This is a genomic window from Streptomyces sp. NPDC127177, from assembly GCF_042672475.1.
In the GTDB taxonomy this organism is placed as follows: domain Bacteria; phylum Actinomycetota; class Actinomycetes; order Streptomycetales; family Streptomycetaceae; genus Streptomyces.
The window spans coordinates 47,861-66,790 of the sequence record NZ_JBHXUW010000019.1 but is presented as its reverse complement, the minus strand read 5'-3'; the positions used below and the strand labels follow the sequence as shown (position 1 = coordinate 66,790).

Genomic DNA, 18,930 nt, shown 5'->3' with positions numbered 1-18,930 from the left:
GGTACGGGACCGAGTGCGGGGACGGACGGAAGCCGGGGCAGTTGCCCCTGCCCGGCTTGTCAGCCCTTGAAGCGCGGGAACGCCGAGCGGCCCGCGTACACCGCGGCGTCGTCGAGGATCTCCTCGATGCGCAGCAGCTGGTTGTACTTGGCGACACGGTCCGAACGGGCCGGGGCGCCGGTCTTGATCTGGCCGCAGTTCACGGCGACCGCGAGGTCGGCGATGGTGACGTCCTCGGTCTCGCCGGAACGGTGCGACATCATGCACTTGAAGCCGTTGCGCTGGGCGAGCTCGACGGCGTCCAGGGTCTCGGTCAGCGAACCGATCTGGTTGACCTTGACGAGCAGGGCGTTGGCGGAGCCCTCCTCGATGCCGCGGGCCAGGCGCTCCGGGTTGGTGACGAAGAGGTCGTCGCCGACGATCTGCACCTTGGCGCCGATCCTGTCGGTGATGACCTTCCAGCCGGCCCAGTCGTCCTCGTACAGCGGGTCCTCGATGGAGACCAGCGGGTACGCGTCGACGAGCTCCTCGTAGTACTCGGTCATCTCGGCGGCCGAGCGGGACTTGCCCTCGAACTCGTACGTGCCGTCCTTGTAGAACTCCGAGGCGGCGACGTCGAGCGCGAGCGCGATGTCCTTGCCCGGGGCGTAGCCGGCCTCCTTGATGGCCTCGACGATGAGGTCGAGGGCGGCGCGGTTGGACTCCAGGTTCGGCGCGAAGCCGCCCTCGTCACCGAGACCGGTGGACAGGCCCTTGGTCTTCAGGACCTTCTTCAGCGTGTGGTAGACCTCAGCGCCCCAGCGCAGGGCCTCGGAGAAGGACTCCGCGCCGATCGGGGCGATCATGAACTCCTGGATGTCCACGTTGGAGTCGGCGTGCGACCCACCGTTGAGGATGTTCATCATCGGGACGGGCAGCAGGTGCGCGTTCGGGCCACCGAGGTAGCGGAACAGCGGCAGGTCCGAGGCCTCGGACGCGGCGTGGGCGACGGCGAGCGAGACGCCGAGGATGGCGTTGGCGCCGAGCGAGCCCTTGTTCTCGGTGGCGTCCAGGTCGAACATCGCCTGGTCGATCAGCCGCTGCTCGGTCGCGTCGTAGCCGACGAGCTCCGGGCCGATCTGCTCGATGACGGCGAGGACTGCCTTCTCGACACCCTTGCCGTGGTAGCGGTTGGGGTCACCGTCGCGAAGCTCAATGGCCTCGAACGCACCGGTGGAGGCTCCGGACGGGACGGCAGCACGGCCGGTGCTGCCGTCGTCGAGGCCAACCTCGACCTCGACCGTGGGGTTGCCCCGGGAGTCGAGGATTTCCCGGGCTACGACGACGTCGATGGACGGCACGAGGCATCTCCTTCTGGGATATGACGCTGGTTGTGCAGGGTCACTTTGGCCTTGCGACAAGAGCCTAACCGGCCCGGCCGTCTCAGTCGGCCGGGCGCCCGTCCCCTGGGACGAAAAAGGACCCAAGGGCAGGCATTAAGGGGCATACGGCCAGAAATTTACTGGCCGGTAACTACAACAGTTGAACAATCAACACAGAAACGCGCGGACCCCGGCCCGGCACGCACGGGGGGAAGATGCGGCCGGACCGGGGCGCTCGGCGAGGAGAGTGCCGACCGCTCCGCGAAGGAGCGGGGTTCTGGACTACTTCGCCAGGTGCAGCTGCTGACCCGGGAAGATCATGTCGGCGTCCTCGACGATGTCCTTGTTCAGCTTGAACAGCTGCTCCCAGCCGCCCTTGACCTTGTGGTCGGCCGCGATCTCGCTCAGGGTGTCACCCGCGACGACCTTGTACTCGCCGTCACCCTTCTTGACCTTCTCGCCGGTCGGGGTGGTGACGGTCTTCTTCGCCTCGGGGGCGGTCGAGCGGTCCGAGCGGTTGGTGGAGGGGGCCTCGCTGCGCTCGGCCTTCTTCGGCTCGGCCTGCTTGGCCGGAGCCGAGCCCTGCTCGGGAGCGGTCTCGGTCTTGCCGGAGCCGGTGTCGACGCCCGGGTCGACACCGTCGTTGCTCAGGTTGCCGGCACCGGCGCAGGACCAGGCGCCCGGTCCCTGCATGTCGAGGAGCTTCTCGGCGACGGCGATCTGCTGGGACTTGGTGGCGAGGTCGGCACGGGCCGCGTACTGCGTACCACCGGCGGCGGCCCAGCTGGACTGCGAGAACTGCAGACCGCCGTAGTAGCCGTTGCCGGTGTTGATGGACCAGTTGCCGCCGGACTCGCACTGGGCGACGGCGTCCCACGTGGAGACGGAGGCGGCGGAGGCGCCGGTCGCACCCATGAGCGGCACGGCGATGGCGGCACCGGTGACACCGGCGAGCGTGGCGATACGGACGGCCTTGGACGGGCGGCGGTGCTTGTTGCCCTTGCTGTTGAGCAGCATCGAGACTTCTCCTCACCGACGCCTACGAGGTGAGCTGTCGGGTTCGGGCCAAGTGAGTTGCCCGGTCGCACGTCCTAGCGCACGACTTCACCCCAAGCCGTTCCCGATGCGTCTTGCGACGATCGGACCCGGCGCTTACCTGGGTCCCCCGCTCCTGCCTACGGCGCTTTACGCGTCTGTTCCCTTCGACCGACGGCAGGATTCGGCGTGACGATCGACGGGGCCCGCGGTGCGAGCGGTTCCGACCGTAAACACACGCAACCCCCACATCAAAGAAAGACATACCGGATAAACAGCCCTTAATTGCATCTGAAAAACATATGTTTGCGCAGGTCGGAACGGATGCGGAGGGACCACCCGGACAAGATGCGTCAGTTCACGCAAAGAGACCCATGTCTCACTTAGTCAAAAGTGGGACATAGGCCTCTTAAGTACCCCGGATTCAGGGTGTTTTCAGCTGTTGATCAGACCGCGCACAGGGCTGTTCTCATCCGGCCTTCACGCCGAGGTCCAGGCTCTGGCCAGGCAGGATGAGGTCCGGGTCGGAGCCGACCTCCGCCTTGTTGGCCTCGTACAGCTCCGTCCAGCCGCCGGGCAGCTCCTGCGCCTGCGCGATCGCCCAGAGGTTGTCGCCGGCGCGGACGGTGTACGTGCCGTCAGCGGCCGGTGTGTCCTTGTCCCGTGCGTCACCGTCACCCCGCGAGGCGTGCCGCCCCGAGTCCCGCTCGCCGCCGCTCTCGTCGGGAGCCGGCGCGCCGCGGTGCTTGCCACCCGTCTCCGAGCCCTCACCTGACCCGTCCGAGGCGTCGCCGGATGGGCCGTTCGCGTCGGTCGAGCCGGACGGCGAGGGCGTGGCGGACGGACTCTTCGAGGTGTCCGACGTACGTTCCTTGCCTGCCGCGTCGTCGGTGGCATCGTCCGAGGGAGCGTCCGTCGCGTCCTCGGAGGCCCCGTCGGACGGCTCCGCGCTCTTCGCCGGGTCGGCACTCTCCGCCGGGTCCGCGCTCTCCGACGGGTCGGCGGACGGCGTGCTGCCCGGGTCGACGCCCGGCAGGGACCCGTCCTCGGCGAGGCCGGAGACGACGGCGCAGCTCGGCCACGCCTTCGGGCCCTGGTCGTCCAGGACCTTCTCCGCCACGGCGATCTGCTGCGAGCGGCTGGCGAGGTCCGCCCGGGGGGCGTACGAGTCGCCGCCGTAGGACTTCCAGACCTCCTGCGAGAACTGCAGGCCGCCGTAGTAGCCGTTGCCGAGGTCGGCACTCCACATGCCACCGCTCTCGCACTCGGCGACCCGGTCCCAGGTCGAGGCGTCGGCGGCGTGCGCGCCGGCCGCGCCGAGCAGGGGGATGGCGATGGCCGAGCCGGTCACACCTGCGGCGACGATGATCGCGGGTGCCTGACGAGGGCGACGGTGTCTGCCGTTCGCGGAGCCCATGGGAATGCCTTCCGTGTGACTGACGAGTGACTGGTGAGTCGAACGGTGAACCTAGCGGGACTCGAACGTGTGTCACAAGTCGATGCAGCGCAGATCACGTGAAAGTCACAGAGTTGACAGAGTGTCACTTTCCTTTTAAACCCGTTCGGGAGTGAACTCCACCGGAAGTGTGCGCAGTCCGCGCATAATGAGCCCGCCACGCCAGCGCAAATCGGCAGGTTCCACCGCAAGCCGCAGATCCGGAAGGCGTTTCAGCAGCGTGGCGAGCGCCGCCTGCCCCTCGAGGCGGGCGAGCGGTGCTCCCAGACAGTAATGGATGCCGTGCCCGTAACCGAGGTGCTGGTTGTCACGCCGGGCGAGGTCCAACGTGTCCGGTCCGTCGAAGCGCCCGGGGTCCCGGTCGGCCGCCGCCAGCACCACGAGCACGGGGTCCCCCTCGGCGACCCGCTGCCCGCCGATCGTCAGCGCCTCGGTGGCGAACCGCCAGGTCGCGAGCTCCACCGGACCGTCGTACCTGAGCAGTTCCTCGACGGCGGTGGCCAGCAGATCCGTCTCCCCCGCCGCCAGGGACCGCTGGAGCCGCTCGCGCTGCTCCGGATGGTTCAGCAGGGTGTGGACGCCGTTGCCGATCAGGTTGACCGTCGTCTCGAAGCCGGCGAACAGGAGGATGAAGGCCATCGCGGCGGCCTCGTTCTCCGTGAGGTGCTCGCCGTCGTCACTCGCCCGGATCAGCCCCGAGATCAGGTCGTCCCCGGGGTTCTCGCGCTTGCGGTGGATCAGTTCGAGGAGATAGCCGCGCATCTTCTTCACGGAACGGGCCACCCCGCCGCGCGGTCCGCCGCCGTGCCGGATCATCATCCCCGCCCAGTCCCGGAAGTCGTCCTGGTCCTCGCGGGGGACACCGAGCAGGTCGCAGATCGCGTAGATGGGCAGCGGGAAGGCGAACTCGTGGATGAGGTCGGCCGTCCCCTTCTCGGCGAAGGAGTCGATGAGGCGGTCCGTCAGCTCCTGCACGCGCGGCGTGAACTCCGCGATGCGCCGGGGCGTGAACGCCTTCGACACCAGGCGTCGCAGCCGGGTGTGGTCGGGCGGGTCGATGTTCAGCAGATGCGTCATCAGCTCCGCCTTGCGCTCACCCGGAATGCCCGTGCGGCCCTTGGCGTGCGCCGGACCGGCGTGGTGCGCCGGGTTCTTGGAGAGCCTGTTGTCGGCCAGGGCCTGCCTGGCGTCCGCGTAACGGGTGACGAGCCAGGCCTCGACGCCGCTGGGCAGCGTGGTGCGGTGCACGGGGCTGTGCTCGCGCAGCCAGGCGTAGGCGGGGTACGGGTCGGTGGCGAACTCCCAGGTGAAGAGTTCGGGCGCGGGGCCGGGCGGAACGGCATCGGCGGCCGCTCCGTGGGCGGGGCAGCCCGCGGGTGCGCCGGAGGCCGGTACGGGGCCGTCGGCGGCGGGTCCGGGAGTGGCGGGAGGGGTGTCGGCGGGGCTGTCGTTCACCCCCCGACGTTAGCCGTCGGCGTCCGGCGCACCGCCCGCTGCCCTCGGATGCGCCACCCATCGCCGCGGGGCGGGCTAGCCGTTGCCCTCCGCCGCCCTGATGGCGTCCCGGTAGGCGCGGCCCGCGGCCCGCAGGGCGGCCTCCGGGTCGGTGCCGTCCTCCTGGGCCTGTACGGCCAGGGCGAGGAGCCGGTAGCCGATGTCGTCGCCCTCGGGGAGCGGTACGTCGAGTCCGGCGGTGCGGACCCGGCCTGCGAGCTTCGACGCGAGGGCCAGGGCGGGCTGGCCGAGCGGTACCCCGTCGGTGACCGAGTCGCGCTGCTTCTCGATCGCCTTGGTGCGCAGCCAGTGCGCGTGGACGTCCTCGGGGGTCTCGGCGCTCTCGTCGCCGAAGACGTGCGGGTGGCGGTGGATCAGCTTCTCGACGAGCGTGGCGGCTACGTCGTCCACCGAGAACGGCTCGTCCCCGCTTCCCGGAACGCCTTCCTCGGCGATGCGTGCGTGGAAGACGACCTGGAGCAGTACGTCGCCGAGCTCCTCGCGCAGTTCCGTGCGGCTGCCGTCCTCGATCGCCTCGACCAGTTCGTACGCCTCCTCGATGGCGTACTTGGCGAGGCCCTCGTGGGTCTTCTGCGAGGTCCAGGGGCACTCGACGCGGATCCGGTCCATGACCTGCACCAGGTCCAGGAGGCGGGCGCCCGGCAGGTCGTACGAACCGGGCAGCAGCTCCAGGTCCGGCATCTGCACCCGGCCCGAACCCGCCAGCCGGGCCAGTTGGTCGGTCAGCGGCCGCTCGCCCTCGCCGCCGCTGACCACGACCACGGTCCGTCCCCCGGCGCAGGTGTCGAGGAGCTCCTGCGCGTGGGGGACGACGGTCTCGACGGTGATGCCCGCCTCGCGCAGGTAGGGCAGCTGGGGCTGGTCCGGCTCGGCGCAGAGCACCAGGTCGGCGGCGTGCAGCGTCTGCCAGGCGGGCCAGGACAGCAGTCCGGGCGCGACCCGGTGGCTGGCGGTGAGCAGGACGATGCGGCCGGGGTCTTCAGCGTTCACGCTGCGAATCTACCCGGCCGCCGGAGCGGGCTCAGGCCCCGGCCTCCGCGGTGGACTGCTCCGGCTTGGTGACCTGGTTGAGCCAGGGGGCCTTGTAGTCACCGAGCTGGATCTTCTTGTTGTCCCAGCTGCCGTAGCGCGGGTTGACATCGACCTTCAACGCCTTGGAGGCCTTCGTCAGCGCGTCACCGAGGATCTTCGTACCGGCCGGCGTCGAGGGGTCGGCACCGAGCGCCTGGGAGAGCTTGGTCAGCTGGATCTGCTCGCGCAGGAAGGCGTCGATCTGGCCCGGGGAGATCCAGCGCTCCTGGAGCACCGCGGCGCGCAGCCCCTTCTCCCCCTTGTACTGGGTGACGGCCGACTGCCGCATCTGCTGGATCTCGGCGCGGTTGACGGTCACCCCGGCATCGGCCGACGCGCGGTCCAGGACCCGGTCCAGGATGATCCCGTGCAGCTTGGCGCGGACGAGCTGACCGGACCGGTCGGCGCCCTGGGCGGGCTGGGCGGAGCTGTCCTGCGCATCGCGCACGTCCGCCACCTGGGCCTGCACGGTGGACACCGCGATCCGGTTCCCGCCCACGACGGCGGCGGCGCCGGGGTGGGCCTGGTTGCCGCAGGCGGCGAGGAGCGGCGCTGCGACGAGCAGTGCGGCTGAGACGGTGAGCGCGGTGCGACGGCGGCGGTGCAAAGGAGCCTCCCGAGGAGATTGTGCGGCGGTGCACAAGGCCTTGCGGTGATCGATGTTAGGCAGTGGAGCTGATCCGGGCCACTGATTCGACCAACGATTCGGAAGGAGTTGGGGATGTGGGCTCCCGGAAGGCCGGATCAGCGCACCGGCAGGGAGGTCTTGGGAGGTGTGTCGGGCCGCAGCATGATCGTGCGCGAGACCACGAAGGTGATCGGGATCGCGGCGGCCGCCGCGATCAGCGGGGCGTAGCGGTTGCTGAGTCCGGCCAGGTCAACCAGCAGGTAGACACCGCCGGTGGTGATGACGAAGTTGGCGGCGTTGGTGAGCGGGAAGAGCAGGAACTTCCGCCAGGTCGGGCGGGTGCGGTAGGTGAACCAGGAGTTGAGGAAGAAGGATCCGGTCATGCTGAGGACGAAGGCCAGCACGTGTGCCGCTATGTAGGGAAGCCGGTGCAGCAGGACGAGGTAGCAGCCGTAGTACGTGCCGGTGTTCACGACGCCGACGAGGGCGAAGCGGGCCATCTGCGCCTTGACCGTGGAGTGCGTCTCGACCGTCACCTGTGTCTTGACCGTCATCGGCGTACGGGCTCCAGGGTCTCCGGCTCCGGTGCCGTCCCGCGCGACCGGGTGTTGGTGTCCTTGACCAGGTAGTGCGGGCGGCGCTTCACCTCGTAGTAGATCCTTCCGACGTACTCCCCGACCACTCCGACCATCACCATCTGGACCCCGGCGAGTGCCGTGACCACGACGAGGAGCGTGACGTATCCGGGGGTGTCGACGCCCTTCACCAGGGCGACGCCGACGATCCAGGCGGCGTAGGCGAAGGCGAGGGAGAGCAGCAGCAGGCCGAGGTAGAGCGCGGCGCGCAGCGGCTTGTTGTTGAAGGAGAGGAGTCCGTCGAGGCCGTAGTTCAGCAGCTTTCCGAAGGTCCAGGCGGACCGCCCCTGTTCACGGACGGCGTTCTCGTAGCTGAACGTCGTGGTGGGGAATCCGACCCAGGCGAAGAGGCCCTTGGAGAACCGGTTGTATTCGGTGAGTTCGAGTACGGCGTCGGCCGCGCGGCGGGACAGCAGCCGGAAGTCGCCAACGCCGTCGACGAGTTCGACGTCGACCAGGTGGTTGATCAGCCAGTAGTAGGCCCGTGCGGTGAGTGTCCGGGTGACGCGGTCCCCGGTGCGGGTGCGCCGGGCGATCACCTGGTCGTAGCCGTTGGCGTGCTCCTCGAGCATGCGGCCGACGAGCTCCGGCGGGTGCTGGAGGTCGGCGTCCATGATGACGACGGCGTCGCCGTCGGCGTGCTGGAGGCCGGCCAGCATGGCGGCCTCCTTGCCGAAGTTGCGGCTGAAGGAGACATAGCGGGCCCGCGGGTCGGCGGCTGCCAGCTCCCGGAGGATCGGCAGGGTCCGGTCCGCGCTCCCGTCGTCGACGTACACGAGCTCGAATTCATGGCCCAGCAGGGCCATCTCGTCCGTCACGCGTTCATGGAAGCGACGGAGTATCTCTTCCTCGTTGAAACAGGGCACCACCAGCGAGATCAGCACGCATGTACATCAGCTGGTCAATATGTCGGGAACGGATTTCGCGTGTGTCCACCGGGCGGCCATTGGGTGAACTGGCCCGGGACCAGCGGCCGCCCGGCGTTATGTCCTTGTTCGCCGGCCCTCTAGAGCCGCTTGGCGCTGCGCAGGGTCGCCGCGTAGTAGCCGTTGCCGTCGAGGCGTGAGGTGCCGCCCTTGTCACCGATGGTCGGCCCGTTCACTTCCTCCCGGCTGGAGACGAAGATCAGGTGGCCGTCCGAGTCGTGGCCCATGTACATGCCCACGTGGTCCAGCCGCTGTCCGGTGCGCTGGTCGAGCTTGAAGAAGACCAGGTCGCCCGGTTGCAGGACGTCGATCGAGGTGGGCCGGTCAGCGGACGTGATGCCCTTGAGCGGGATCACGTCGGCGCCGAGCTTGGAGCGGGCGATGCCGTTGGCGGTGCGGGGCAGTCCGTCGCCCTGGCCGTCGAGGGGTGCGAGCGGGTAGCGGGCCCGGTAGCCGAAGATCGTCCGCATGAAGCCCGAGCAGTCGATGGAGCGGTAGCGGATCTTCTGGGGCTGGCGGGTGACGCCGTTGCGGAAGGTGTACGGGATGCCCAGGTAGTCGAAGAAGTCCGACTCCTCCAGGCGCAGGTCGTTGCCCTCGCTGCCGTCCGGATTGATGGGGCCGAACTGGGCGTCACCGGCGTAGGAGACGCCCTCGTCGTCCTTCTTGACCGGTGCCCCTTCGACGTACTGGAAGGCGTAGGCGAAGAGGTCGTCCTCCTCGCTGCCGAAGTAGGTCTTGAACCAGTCCTTGAACCACTGCTGCTTCTCGGCGCCCTTCTTCCACTTCTCCGGCATCAGCCGCACCCAGTTGTCGGTGATGACCCGGGACTTGGTGTTGGTGGGTTCGGCGAAGGTCCGGGAGGGACCGGTGAGGGTGGCGGTGCGGGCGTGGTCGGTGAAGGTGGCGACGACCTTGCCGCCGGCGTCGCGCAGGACGGAGCGGGCGGGCGCGTTCAGCCGTTCCCAGGTCTGCGTACCGGACTTCAGCGTGGCTCCGGCCGGCTTGTCCGTGATGGCCTGGACTGCGGGCGCCTTGGCCTGTTCGTCCTTGCGGAGTTCGACCGTGAAGTACGCGCTGGCGGCGAGCAGCGCGACCACGGTGACGCCGTGCAGGATCTGACGGGGCCGCTTGGACTGCTTGGTACGGGGAGCGGTCATGAGATCACCTCAGGCAGACGGAAGGGCGCCGAGCAGGATGCCGGCGGTGAGGACGACGTAGGCGAGCAGCGAGACCGAGCCGGTGGCCAGCAGTGTCGCGCCCTTCGGCTGGCGGACCAGCTGGTAGGCGATGAGGCCCGGGACGATGAAGCCGAGGGTCTGATTGGCGTACATCAGCGGGAACTCCACCTGGAGCACGATCATCACCGTCGCCTGGAGGATGACCCCGGTCAGCACCACCGCGGAGAAGAGCCGCTTCCCGTAGAGGATGACGACCTTCTGGAGCAGCAGCACGGAGACGTACGTGAGGACGGTGACGCCGACCACCATGGCGGCGCGCTGGAGGTCCTCGACGAGGGTCAGTGCCAGCCAGCCGGGGGTGATCATGCCGCCGGGTGAGAGGTTGGTCGTCAGATAGCAGACCAGGGAGAACATCAGGCCGAGCGCGATGCCGATGGCGGCGATCTCGGGCGTCAGGACGGTGGGGATCAACGGGGGTCTCCTGCGCTGTTCTGCCGGCTCTGCTGGTAGGTGTCCTGCGAGGGGTACGGGGTCTGTTGCGGGTCGTCGTACTGCGGGGCGTGCTGCCCGTCCTGATACGTCTGCACGGGCGGCTGGTGGTCCGGCGGCCGGTGGTCCGGGCGCAGCGCGGGCTCGAACATGCCGCGCGGCCGGTTCTTCGTCCGCGGCTGTCCCTGCGCGTCAGTTCCCGGCTGTCCCTGCACGTTCGTTCCCGGCTGTCCCTGCGCGCTCGTCCGCGGCTGTCCCTGCGCGGGCACGTGTTCCGGCGGCTGTGCGTGCGCCTGTGCCTGGAGCGTGGGGTGCGGCTGGTAGCGGGTCTCGTACGCCTCCGGGTAGGGCGCGTACGGGTCGAGGTGCGGCCGGTACTGCTGGAGCGCCAGCGTCTCGTCGTGCCGGACGTCGTGCGGGTCCTGCTGCTCGCGCGGGGTCTCTTCGGGCCGGGCGTCCGGCGTCTCCCGGGGCGACTCGAGGGGCACGTCGTCCGGCGTCTCGTCCGGCGTCTCGTCGGGCGGGAGCTCGCTGAGGTGCTCCAGGAGCAGTTCGCCCTGGCCGTGGATGTTGCCGATGGCGATCAGGGAGGAGTCGGCGCCGAGGCCGCCGAGCAGCTCGCGCATGAACTCCTCCGGATCGCGCCGGTCGCCGCCCAGGTCCACCGCACGGTCGCGCCACTCGGCGGGGATCGCGTCGATGGCGCTCTTGGCGGGGTGGCCGATGACGAAGACCTTCTCGGGCTGGAGATCGGGGATGATCTCGCCCATCTGGCCGTTGCGCTCGACGCGGTCGGGGCGGCAGTTGATGACGACGTTGAGCGGGCGGTGGACGGCGCCCAGGTCGAGCAGCTGGTTCACGTTCATCAGCGTCGACTCGGGGTCGTTGGCCGCGAAGACGTTCGCGAACCGCAGCTTCTTGCCGTCCGGCGTCACATACCGCTCGACGGAGAGGACTCCCGGGTCCGGCGGGGCGTCGTACATCCCCTTCAGCGCGGTCTCCCGCTCCACGCCGAGCAGCTCGGCGACCTTCAGCGCGATGGCCACGTTCTCCTTGAACGTGAACCAGCTGAAGCCGCGCAGCTCCGCGTCGCTCACGGTCTCGGGGTCGGCGTAGATGAGCTCGCAGTCGCGGGCGTCGGCCTCCTCCTGGAGGATCGCGAACCGGTCGACCTCGGCGGTCACGCAGATGCCGCCCTCCGGCATGGAGCGGCAGAGCGAGCGCGCCACGTCGTCGAGGGTCGGGCCCATCTCGGCCAGATGGTCCTCGCGCACGTTGCAGAGCACGCCGATCGTGGAGCGGATCAGCTTGGACTGGTTGATCTCCTGGAGCGCCGGCATCACCGCCATGCACTCGATGACCAGGGCCTGCGGGTCGTAGGAGGCGGCGCGGCGCACGATGCCGATCTGCTCGACGACGTTGGCCAGGCCGAACTTGCGGTAGACGGGCTCCTCGGTGGCGTCCGGGTGGATGAACCGGGCCGCCGTACCTGTGGTCTTGGCGACGGTCACCAGGTCGCCGCCACGCAGTGCGCCCGCGCAGAGCCGGGTGATGGAGGACTTACCGCGGATGCCGTTCACCAGGACCCGGGCGGGTATTCGCTCCAGGTTGATGAAGTGGCGTCGCTGCTCGACGATGCCCGCTATGAGCAGGATCGCGCAGCACACCACCAGCACGGTGTAAAGGAACAGCACGGCCGGTCAGGTCCTTTCGGCGTAGGTCGTGGGCGCCGTCGGCGCGGGCTCGCGCTTCTGCTGCGCCGGGAGCTGCTGGCGTATCAGCTCCAGGGAGCGGGTGACGGCGCCGACCTCGTCGTGGTGGCGCGGATAGAGGACGGTGCGCCGGTCGCCGCCGGCGAGCGCCTCGGCCTGGTCGGCGAGGGCGCGCAGCGGGCGTACGACGACGATGTGCAGCCAGCCCAGGCAGGCGGCGGCCGCGGCCATCCCCAGCAGCCCGGCGAGCACGGTGAGGTTCTGCCTGCGGTACTCGGGGATGGCGAGGGAGGCGGCGGGCTGCTGACTGACCACGGTCCAGCCGAGGTTCTTCGCCGCCCCGCCGCCGACGAAGGGCGCGGCCGCCGCGATCTGCACCTTGCCGCCGTCGCGGTACAGGATGCCGCTGGGGTGCGTGCTCGTACCGGTCTTCTGGTTGGTGCCGGCGACGAGTGTCCGCAGCCGTTCGCCGGGCAGTTCCTGGAAGGCGCGGTAGCCGGTGCTGCCGCCGATGATCCGCTGCTTCGAGTCGACGACGTAGACCTGGCCGAGGCCGGGCCGCTTGAGCAGGGCGTTGACGAACTCGATGCGGAACTCGCCCACGACGGTGGCGCCGTCGCGTCCGGGTATCTGTGCCTGGCCGACGACGACGGGCTTCTTGCCTGAGTCGTTGAGTACCCGGATCAGCTGGCCGGTGGATGCCTTGCCGGCGGGCTCGTGCGGGGTGTCCCCGGCGTGCGCGACGACCTTTCCGGAGGAGTCGACGACGTACAGCGACTGGTAGCGGTCGTGTTCCTGGCGGGTGCGTTCCAGGACGGTGCGCATTTCGGCGGGCGGGGTGCCGGAGCCGATCAGGGTGGCCACGGACAGCAGGTCGGCCTGGCCTTCGTTGAGGGCCCGGCGCACCCGGTCGGTGAGGGTGTCGGTGCGCTCGCGCTGGTCGTTGACCAACTGCTGCGGTACGACGGCGGTGGCGTCGGCCCGGTTGAGGAGCAGCAGCATCGGGGCGCACCAGGCGAGTACCAGTACCCCGCAGACGACGATCAGTCCGCGGCTGCCGAACCGGCCGCGGCGGGGCGGGTCGGCGGACTGGGCCTCGCCGCGGAGCTGGCGGCGCAGCCGTTCCAGGGACCTTCCGATCCGGGCGGTTTCACCGTACGAGGGGACGCTGACGGGTCGGGCGAGGTCGCCGCGGGTCAGCCGTCGGCTCTCCAGGAAGAGCCGGATCAGCGGCCGTTGGGCGGTGCCAAGGAGCAGTGCGACGGCGAGTGCGCCGACGACGACCAGGGAGCCCGCGGCCACCAGGCCGAAGAACGGGCCGGCGGCGGAGGCGGGGTTCTCGGACACCGGGACCATGGCGATGACGCTGAGCCCGAGTCCGGTGGCGACGGTGGGTTCACCGGGCTGGGGACCGGCGAGCGACGCGTAGCCGGCGACGTTGCGGTCGCCGGAGTGCACGCTGCCGAGGAGGCTGCCGCTGACGCCCGGGAAGCCGCCGGCGCCCGGCTCCTTGGCGGAGACGGGGTGCTGCCGGACCTTGACCGACGCGGTCTTCGCGAAGCTCTTCAGCTGCTTGCCGGCTCGTTCGGCTTCGGCGCGCTGGGTGGCGGTGGTCAGCTGCTCGGGCTGCGGGATGCCGTCGCTGGAGAGGATGTCGGCGTCCGCGTCGATGACGGCGATGGAGCGGAACTGGCCCAGGCTGATGCCGGGGAACCGCAGGTTGCTGGAGGCGACCAGGAGCTGCTGCGGGGTGCCCGGCCAGGAGAGCAGTGCGAAGGAGAGCAGCCGGGTCTCGCCGTTGGCCAGCTTCACCATGCGGGGGCCGAGTGCGTCCTTGCCGCTGAGTGCGGCGGTGTCGATCGCGGTGAGGGGCACGTTCTCGCCACGGGCGGCGAGCAGTTTGCCGGAGGAGATCTCGACGACCGCGGTGCCAGTCCACTTCTGGTAGACGCTGCTGATCTTGTCGAGCACGGCGTCGGGTGAGACCGGGTCCGCGGCGTTGAACAGGCCGGCGGTCCGCCCGATGTCGGTGAAGCTCTCGTCGATGGAGGCACGGAGCGCGATGGCGCCGTCCTCGGCGAACTGCTGCTGTGAGGTCAGTACCGCCTCGGGCACCCGGTCCTGGGCCGTGCGGCCCAGGCCGAGCGCGGTGATGGCCGCCAGCGCGAGCAGCAGGGCCGAGAGGACCGCGATCGGCGGTCGTATACCACCCAGCAGCGACATGTCGGCCCGGCGGCGGACCTTGCGTCGCCGCTTCACAGGCGAGGCGGCCATGGTGCATCCATTCTGAGCATTTCGCGTTTTTCCAACACTTCCGGCACTGCAGGAGCTGTCCACACCGCAGGACCTTCCGCGGCTTCTGCGTTTTCAGGATCTTTCGGCCTTCAGTGCGTCCTGACGCCACCTGAAGAATCGAACGTCTTCACGGAAGATCAGGACGAGTGCGAAATCCGAACGGTTGTAGCGAACCGGGCAGTTGTGACGCAGGCCACTACCGCCGGACGGCCAGGGCAGCCGGGTGAAACCGCCCGGACACATCGTGTGCCCGGCCGCCCCCGCCGTCCGACGTCAGCCGGGCGGATTCTCCAGCGGTTCGAGTCCGTCCTGCGCCGCCCCGCGGTTCAGCATCGTGCCCTTGGTGCGCTCGAACGCCAGCTGGTAGCGGGCCCGTTCCTCGGAGGTCAGCTCCTTGTCGTCACGCAGCGCCGCGGCCACATCGATCAGCCGGTGGTCCTGCACCGCGTCGGAGGACGCCGGGTGCGTCGCGTCCACCTCGGGCGGGATCGAGACGAGCGTCGGCACGTACCGCGCCCGCACGTCCCACGACCCGCCGCGCTTGCTGAACTCGAACCAGCCGATGACGCCTTCCTCGGTCAGTCCGGTCGGCACCTCGTGCCGGGCGACCTGATTGCCCAGTCCGTACGCGATCCAGGTCCCGTCGATCTTCTCCATCGGCTGCACGACGTGGGCGTGATGGCCGATGACCAGGTTGATGCCGGTCTCCCGGGCGATCCTGCGCGCCAGCTTGATCTGCCCCGTGCTCGGCTCGGGGTGGTGCTCGCGCCCCCAGTGGATGCTCAGGATGACCACGTCGGCACCGGCCGCGCGGGCCCGCTGCTCGGCGTCCTTGATCTTGCCGAGGTCGTTCTGGTTGACGATCCACGGCGTGCTCGCCGGGACCTCGCGTCCGTTGAAGCCGAAGGCGTACGAGAGCTGCGCCACCTTGACGCCCTTGACGTCCATGATGAGCGGCTTGTCCGCCTCGGCCTTGTCGCGCGCCGAACCGGTGTGCTTCAGCCCGGCCGCGTCCAGCGCGTCGAGGGTGCGCTTCACTCCGGGCAGGCCGTGGTCGAGGGTGTGGTTCGACGCCGTCGAGCAGGTGTCGTAACCGACCTGCTTGGCCGCGGTGGTGATCTCCGGCGGCACCAGGAAGTCCGGGAAGCTGCGGAACGGTCCGTTCTTCTTGCCCACCACCGGCTCGAAGTGGCAGATCGCCAGGTCCGCACGGGAGATGACGGGCTTCACCCCGGCCATGAGCCGGTAGAAGTCGAGCCCCTTCTTCCCCTCGGCCTTCGCGTCCTTGCGGGCCTGGTCGATCAGCGGCGTGTGGATCAGGATGTCACCGGCCGCGGCGACGGTGAACGACGTCCCGCCGCCCTTGGCGGAACCGCTCCCGCCGGATCCGGCATCACTGCCCATGAGGGAACAGCCCGTGGCAGCCAGCGCGAGGAGCCCGGCCAGGGCAGCGCGAAAGGTGAAGGGAACATAAGGACGTCGGGTCACCCATGTATTTTTACTTCAATATGACGAGCAAACGGGCCAAAAATTCGGCGATCTCTGCAACATTGCTGGTCACAGCTGTCGTAGCGGCTGTTGTGGTGCTCGTCACCCCCTCCGGAGGGGGAGGTTCCGACGGGGCCCGGCCGCAGCGTGCCCGGCCCCACGACGGCGTCGACCTGGCGGCCCGGATCGACGACTACACCCGGGGCACGATCCGGGCCAGCACCTTCCACCCGCCGACGGCCCTGGACCGCCGCACCATCGCCGACGGAGTCGGGCTCTACCTCGACGGCCACCGCAAGGACGCCGCGCAGCGTCTGGCCGAGGTCGATTTCGGGGTCAGCACCTTCACTGACACGGCCACCGGCCGGCGCTTCGCCGAGATCGCCGACCGGGCCCCGGAATCCGCCCGTGGCTGGGGCCGCGTGTACATCGACCTGTCCGCCCCGTCCGCGACCTGGTCCGTCCAGGTCCCGCACCCCGTCGCCGACGCCGACAGCGAGAAGCTGGGCGTGGGCGCCTGGCGGGCCACGCCGGGCGGGGTCATGGTGCTGGCGGGCGCGAACCGCAGGGCGGGCGAGGGCGACGCGGCCGACGTCGCACACCGCAGGGACACCGTCTTCCACGCGGTCTGCGCCGAACTGATCACCCACCAGCTGCCCGGCATCCAGCTCCACGGCTACGCCGACTCCACCGAACCGGACTACGACGTGATCGTCTCCACCGGCAGGGGCGACCACGGCCGTGCCTGGGGCGAGGGACTGTCGGCGGCACTGGAGCGTGAGGGCTTCGACGTCTGCCGGGTCTGGATACGCCGCTGCTCCCTGGAGGGCCGCACGAACGTCCAGGGCCGCGCAGCGGCAGCAGCCGGACTCCCCTTCCTGCACGTCGAGTTCAGCCGCACGGTCCGGTCGTCCCCGACCCGGATCGCCCGCGCGGTGACGGCGATCCGGGGGGCGGCCCAATACAGCGCGCAGAGCCTGCGGCCCGCGCCGGTCGGGGGGTAGCGGGTGCGGCCTCGGGCCGACACCGCCGTGCCGCGGGGTGCTTGCCGCGACCAGGCGGAACGCCTGCCGGAACGGAGTCGAGGATGCTCCACTGCGCGCTGGAGTCGATGGCTTCACGAGCCCCGGCAAGGCTCTGCCTGAATCCTCGGTGATCATCAGACCCCGGATGCGGGCGGCCCGCCGGACGGGCCCGCCCGCGTCGCCCCTCGCGCGGTCAGCCGCCGCACAGCTCCAGCATGACCTTCTTGTCCGCTGTCGTGACCGGGAGTTCGTACTTCAGCGAGACCTGGGCGAACCGCAGCGCGTACGAGCACCGGACCGGCTTGTACGGGGGCAGCCAGGACGCGGGGCCGGAGTCCCGCTTGGCGTTGTTCGCCGGGCCGTCCACCGGGATGAGGTTGAGCGGGTCGTTGGCGATCTGCTGCCGCTTGGCCTCGTTCCAGCGGGCCGCGCCCATCTGCCAGTCGTACGACAACGGCATGACGTGGTCGATCTGCACCTTGGTGGCCTGCTTCTTGCGCCACTCGATGGATTCGCCGGTGTACGGGTCCTTCAGCGTCATGGCGACGACCACGCAGTCGGAACCCGACCGCAGCTCGACCTTCTGCCCGTCCCTGGCCAGCAGGTCGTTGCGGGTTATCTGCAGCTCCTTCATCGATGCGATGCACATGAGGCACAGTCGTAACCCATTCCTGTCCCTCGCCGTTAACGGTCATGCCGTGAGGCACATGAGCGACATCGGAGACAGGAAACAGATCCATGACGTTATGCACAGAGAAGGCCGTCTCGCCCACCACTGGCGAGACCACCTGGCTCCTGGTCGATGAGGAGACGTACACACCTCACCCCGAAGCCCGTGAGTTCTCCCTGTATCTGCGCGGAGCCGGGCGGTCACCGCAGACACAACGCGCGTACATCCCCAGAATCGGCCGCTTCCTCAATTGGTGCGCAGAGCGGGGCACCGACTGGAGGGCCGTTCGGCTCGGGGACATGAGTCTCTTCAAGTTCCACATCGAACGGACACCGACCCAGTACGGACGGCTTCCGTCCGGCAAGACCGTCAACGCCGCGCTCACGGCGGTGTGTGAGTTCCTGCGCTTCTGCGCCGTCCAGGGGCACGTGGATCACGAAGTCGCCGCGCGTCTCAGCGAGCCGCGCTTCCTCGCCCACGCCCCGGCCGGCTTCGATCCCGGCGAGGGCGGCCAGCACCTGATGGTCAAAGCCCGCGCCCTGAAGGCGCCGGAGATCGAGCGGGCACCACAGACGCTTACTGCCGTCCAGACGGAGCAGGTCATCGGTGCCGCTCGCACCGCGCGTGACCGGCTGCTGCTGACAATCCTGGTGGAAGCAGGCCTCCGCATCGGGGAAGCCCTCGGACTGCGGCGCGAAGACATGCATCTGCTCCCCGACTCCACTCACCTCGGCTGCCGGACCGGTGGCGCACACCTGCACGTCAGGCCACGACAGGACAACGTCAACGGGGCACGGGCCAAAGCCGGGCGCCCTCGCATGGTTCCGCTGACGCCTGAAGTGGTGCATCGGTATCGCGATCACCTCGCCGAGCGTGAACAGGCGGCCGGCTCCGCCGACTGTGACTACGTTTTCGTCAACCTCGTCGGCGTCCACGCGGGACGCCCCCTGTCGTACTCCAACGCCAAGCAAGTGGTCGAACGGATCGGGAGGCGCTGCGGTCTGACCGCCCGGCCGCACATGATGCGGCACACTGCCGCCACCCGCTGGATCCGCAACGGGGTCGCTCCGGACGTCGTGCAGACACTCCTGGGCCATGCCTCGTCGGCGAGCACAGCCGTGTACGTGCACGCCCAGGACGAGGATCTCCGCGCGGTCGTCGCAGCCGTCGACAGTCTCGCCTCGGAGCTGCTGCGATGACCATTGCACCTCTCCGATCGGCTGTCGTTGCCTCCGTCTCCGTCGAACCGGAGTGGCCGTCATGGCTCGCGGCGCGCCTCCCGTCGGGCTGGCGGGCAGATGAGTGGGACCCCGTTCAGGCACTGTTCACTGCCGATCCTGGTAATCCGACAACAAGCGTGTTCGTCTGCTCCGTGGCCTCCTGTACCACCCATGTGGCAAGCAACGGCTCCCGCTGCGACGCCTGCCGGAAAGCCCGATACCT

General features: G+C 69.4%; 15 protein-coding genes, 1 pseudogene and 1 riboswitch. Of the genes and pseudogenes, 2 read left to right on the top strand and 14 right to left on the bottom strand.

Going from position 1 to position 18,930, the window contains the following annotated elements; genetic code table 11:
* Positions 1–59: 59 nt before the first annotated feature.
* From eno to ACFVJX_RS14360, 13 genes are all read right to left on the bottom strand, one after another.
* Positions 60–1,340, bottom strand: coding sequence for a phosphopyruvate hydratase (eno, locus tag ACFVJX_RS14420; protein ID WP_327337229.1), 1,281 nt, complete (start codon positions 1,338–1,340; stop codon positions 60–62).
* 303 nt (positions 1,341–1,643) lie between these two features.
* Positions 1,644–2,378, bottom strand: a complete 735-nt coding sequence (locus tag ACFVJX_RS14415) for a transglycosylase family protein (RefSeq protein WP_384125803.1) — start codon at positions 2,376–2,378, stop codon at positions 1,644–1,646.
* Between the two features lie 4 nt (positions 2,379–2,382).
* Positions 2,383–2,554: riboswitch (cyclic di-AMP (ydaO/yuaA leader) on the bottom strand.
* Between the two features lie 311 nt (positions 2,555–2,865).
* Positions 2,866–3,813, bottom strand: a complete 948-nt coding sequence (locus ACFVJX_RS14410; RefSeq protein ID WP_384125805.1) for a transglycosylase family protein — start codon at positions 3,811–3,813, stop codon at positions 2,866–2,868.
* 135 nt (positions 3,814–3,948) lie between these two features.
* A complete protein-coding gene (locus tag ACFVJX_RS14405; protein ID WP_384125808.1) occupies positions 3,949–5,307 on the bottom strand; it encodes a cytochrome P450 in 1,359 nt (452 codons plus the stop codon).
* 75 nt (positions 5,308–5,382) lie between these two features.
* A complete protein-coding gene (locus ACFVJX_RS14400) occupies positions 5,383–6,357 on the bottom strand; it encodes a nucleoside triphosphate pyrophosphohydrolase (protein WP_384125811.1) in 975 nt (324 codons plus the stop codon).
* A 31-nt stretch (positions 6,358–6,388) separates the two neighbouring features.
* The gene (locus ACFVJX_RS14395; RefSeq protein WP_384125814.1) at positions 6,389–7,045 is read right to left on the bottom strand and encodes a SurA N-terminal domain-containing protein; all 657 of its coding nucleotides are present in this window, start codon (positions 7,043–7,045) and stop codon (positions 6,389–6,391) included.
* Between the two features lie 137 nt (positions 7,046–7,182).
* Positions 7,183–7,620, bottom strand: a complete 438-nt coding sequence (locus tag ACFVJX_RS14390; protein WP_384125817.1) for a GtrA family protein — start codon at positions 7,618–7,620, stop codon at positions 7,183–7,185.
* A complete protein-coding gene (locus ACFVJX_RS14385) occupies positions 7,617–8,585 on the bottom strand; it encodes a glycosyltransferase family 2 protein (protein WP_384125819.1) in 969 nt (322 codons plus the stop codon). Before ACFVJX_RS14385 ends, ACFVJX_RS14390 begins: the two co-directional genes overlap by 4 nt.
* Positions 8,586–8,707: 122 nt before the next feature.
* Positions 8,708–9,787: an NlpC/P60 family protein gene (locus ACFVJX_RS14380; protein ID WP_384125821.1), complete on the bottom strand. Its 1,080-nt coding sequence runs from the start codon at positions 9,785–9,787 to the stop codon at positions 8,708–8,710.
* Positions 9,788–9,796: 9 nt separating this feature from the next.
* A complete protein-coding gene (locus tag ACFVJX_RS14375) occupies positions 9,797–10,279 on the bottom strand; it encodes a poly-gamma-glutamate biosynthesis protein PgsC/CapC (RefSeq protein WP_073738471.1) in 483 nt (160 codons plus the stop codon).
* Positions 10,276–11,991, bottom strand: a complete 1,716-nt coding sequence (gene pgsB / locus ACFVJX_RS14370; protein WP_384125824.1) for a poly-gamma-glutamate synthase PgsB — start codon at positions 11,989–11,991, stop codon at positions 10,276–10,278. Before pgsB ends, ACFVJX_RS14375 begins: the two co-directional genes overlap by 4 nt.
* Positions 11,992–11,997: 6 nt before the next feature.
* Positions 11,998–14,283, bottom strand: coding sequence for a HAMP domain-containing protein (locus tag ACFVJX_RS14365; protein ID WP_384125826.1), 2,286 nt, complete (start codon positions 14,281–14,283; stop codon positions 11,998–12,000).
* A gap of 294 nt (positions 14,284–14,577) precedes the next feature.
* Positions 14,578–15,708, bottom strand: a complete 1,131-nt coding sequence (locus ACFVJX_RS14360; RefSeq protein WP_384125932.1) for a CapA family protein — start codon at positions 15,706–15,708, stop codon at positions 14,578–14,580.
* A 146-nt stretch (positions 15,709–15,854) separates the two neighbouring features.
* Here ACFVJX_RS14360 and ACFVJX_RS14355 point away from each other — a divergent pair, with 146 nt between their 5' ends.
* A complete protein-coding gene (locus ACFVJX_RS14355) occupies positions 15,855–16,796 on the top strand; it encodes a hypothetical protein (RefSeq protein ID WP_384125829.1) in 942 nt (313 codons plus the stop codon).
* A 214-nt stretch (positions 16,797–17,010) separates the two neighbouring features.
* Here the strand turns inward: ACFVJX_RS14355 and ACFVJX_RS14350 are convergent.
* A pseudogene (locus tag ACFVJX_RS14350) lies at positions 17,011–17,433 on the bottom strand (HNH endonuclease family protein); the annotation flags it as partial.
* A 122-nt stretch (positions 17,434–17,555) separates the two neighbouring features.
* Here ACFVJX_RS14350 and ACFVJX_RS14345 point away from each other — a divergent pair.
* On the top strand, positions 17,556–18,686 hold the full coding sequence (locus ACFVJX_RS14345; protein WP_384125831.1) for a tyrosine-type recombinase/integrase: 1,131 nt from the start codon (positions 17,556–17,558) through the stop codon (positions 18,684–18,686).
* Positions 18,687–18,930 lie beyond the last annotated feature (244 nt).

Coding starts and splice junctions, on each gene's coding strand:
- ACFVJX_RS14415 (WP_384125803.1), bottom strand. CDS start 2,378: ATGCTGCTCAACAGCAAGGGCAACAAGCACCGCCGCCCGTCCAAGGCC.
- ACFVJX_RS14410 (WP_384125805.1), bottom strand. CDS start 3,813: ATGGGCTCCGCGAACGGCAGACACCGTCGCCCTCGTCAGGCACCCGCG.
- ACFVJX_RS14390 (WP_384125817.1), bottom strand. CDS start 7,620: ATGACGGTCAAGACACAGGTGACGGTCGAGACGCACTCCACGGTCAAG.
- ACFVJX_RS14380 (WP_384125821.1), bottom strand. CDS start 9,787: ATGACCGCTCCCCGTACCAAGCAGTCCAAGCGGCCCCGTCAGATCCTG.
- ACFVJX_RS14365 (WP_384125826.1), bottom strand. CDS start 14,283: ATGGCCGCCTCGCCTGTGAAGCGGCGACGCAAGGTCCGCCGCCGGGCC.
- ACFVJX_RS14360 (WP_384125932.1), bottom strand. CDS start 15,708: ATGGGCAGTGATGCCGGATCCGGCGGGAGCGGTTCCGCCAAGGGCGGC.
- ACFVJX_RS14345 (WP_384125831.1), top strand. CDS start 17,556: ATGACGTTATGCACAGAGAAGGCCGTCTCGCCCACCACTGGCGAGACC.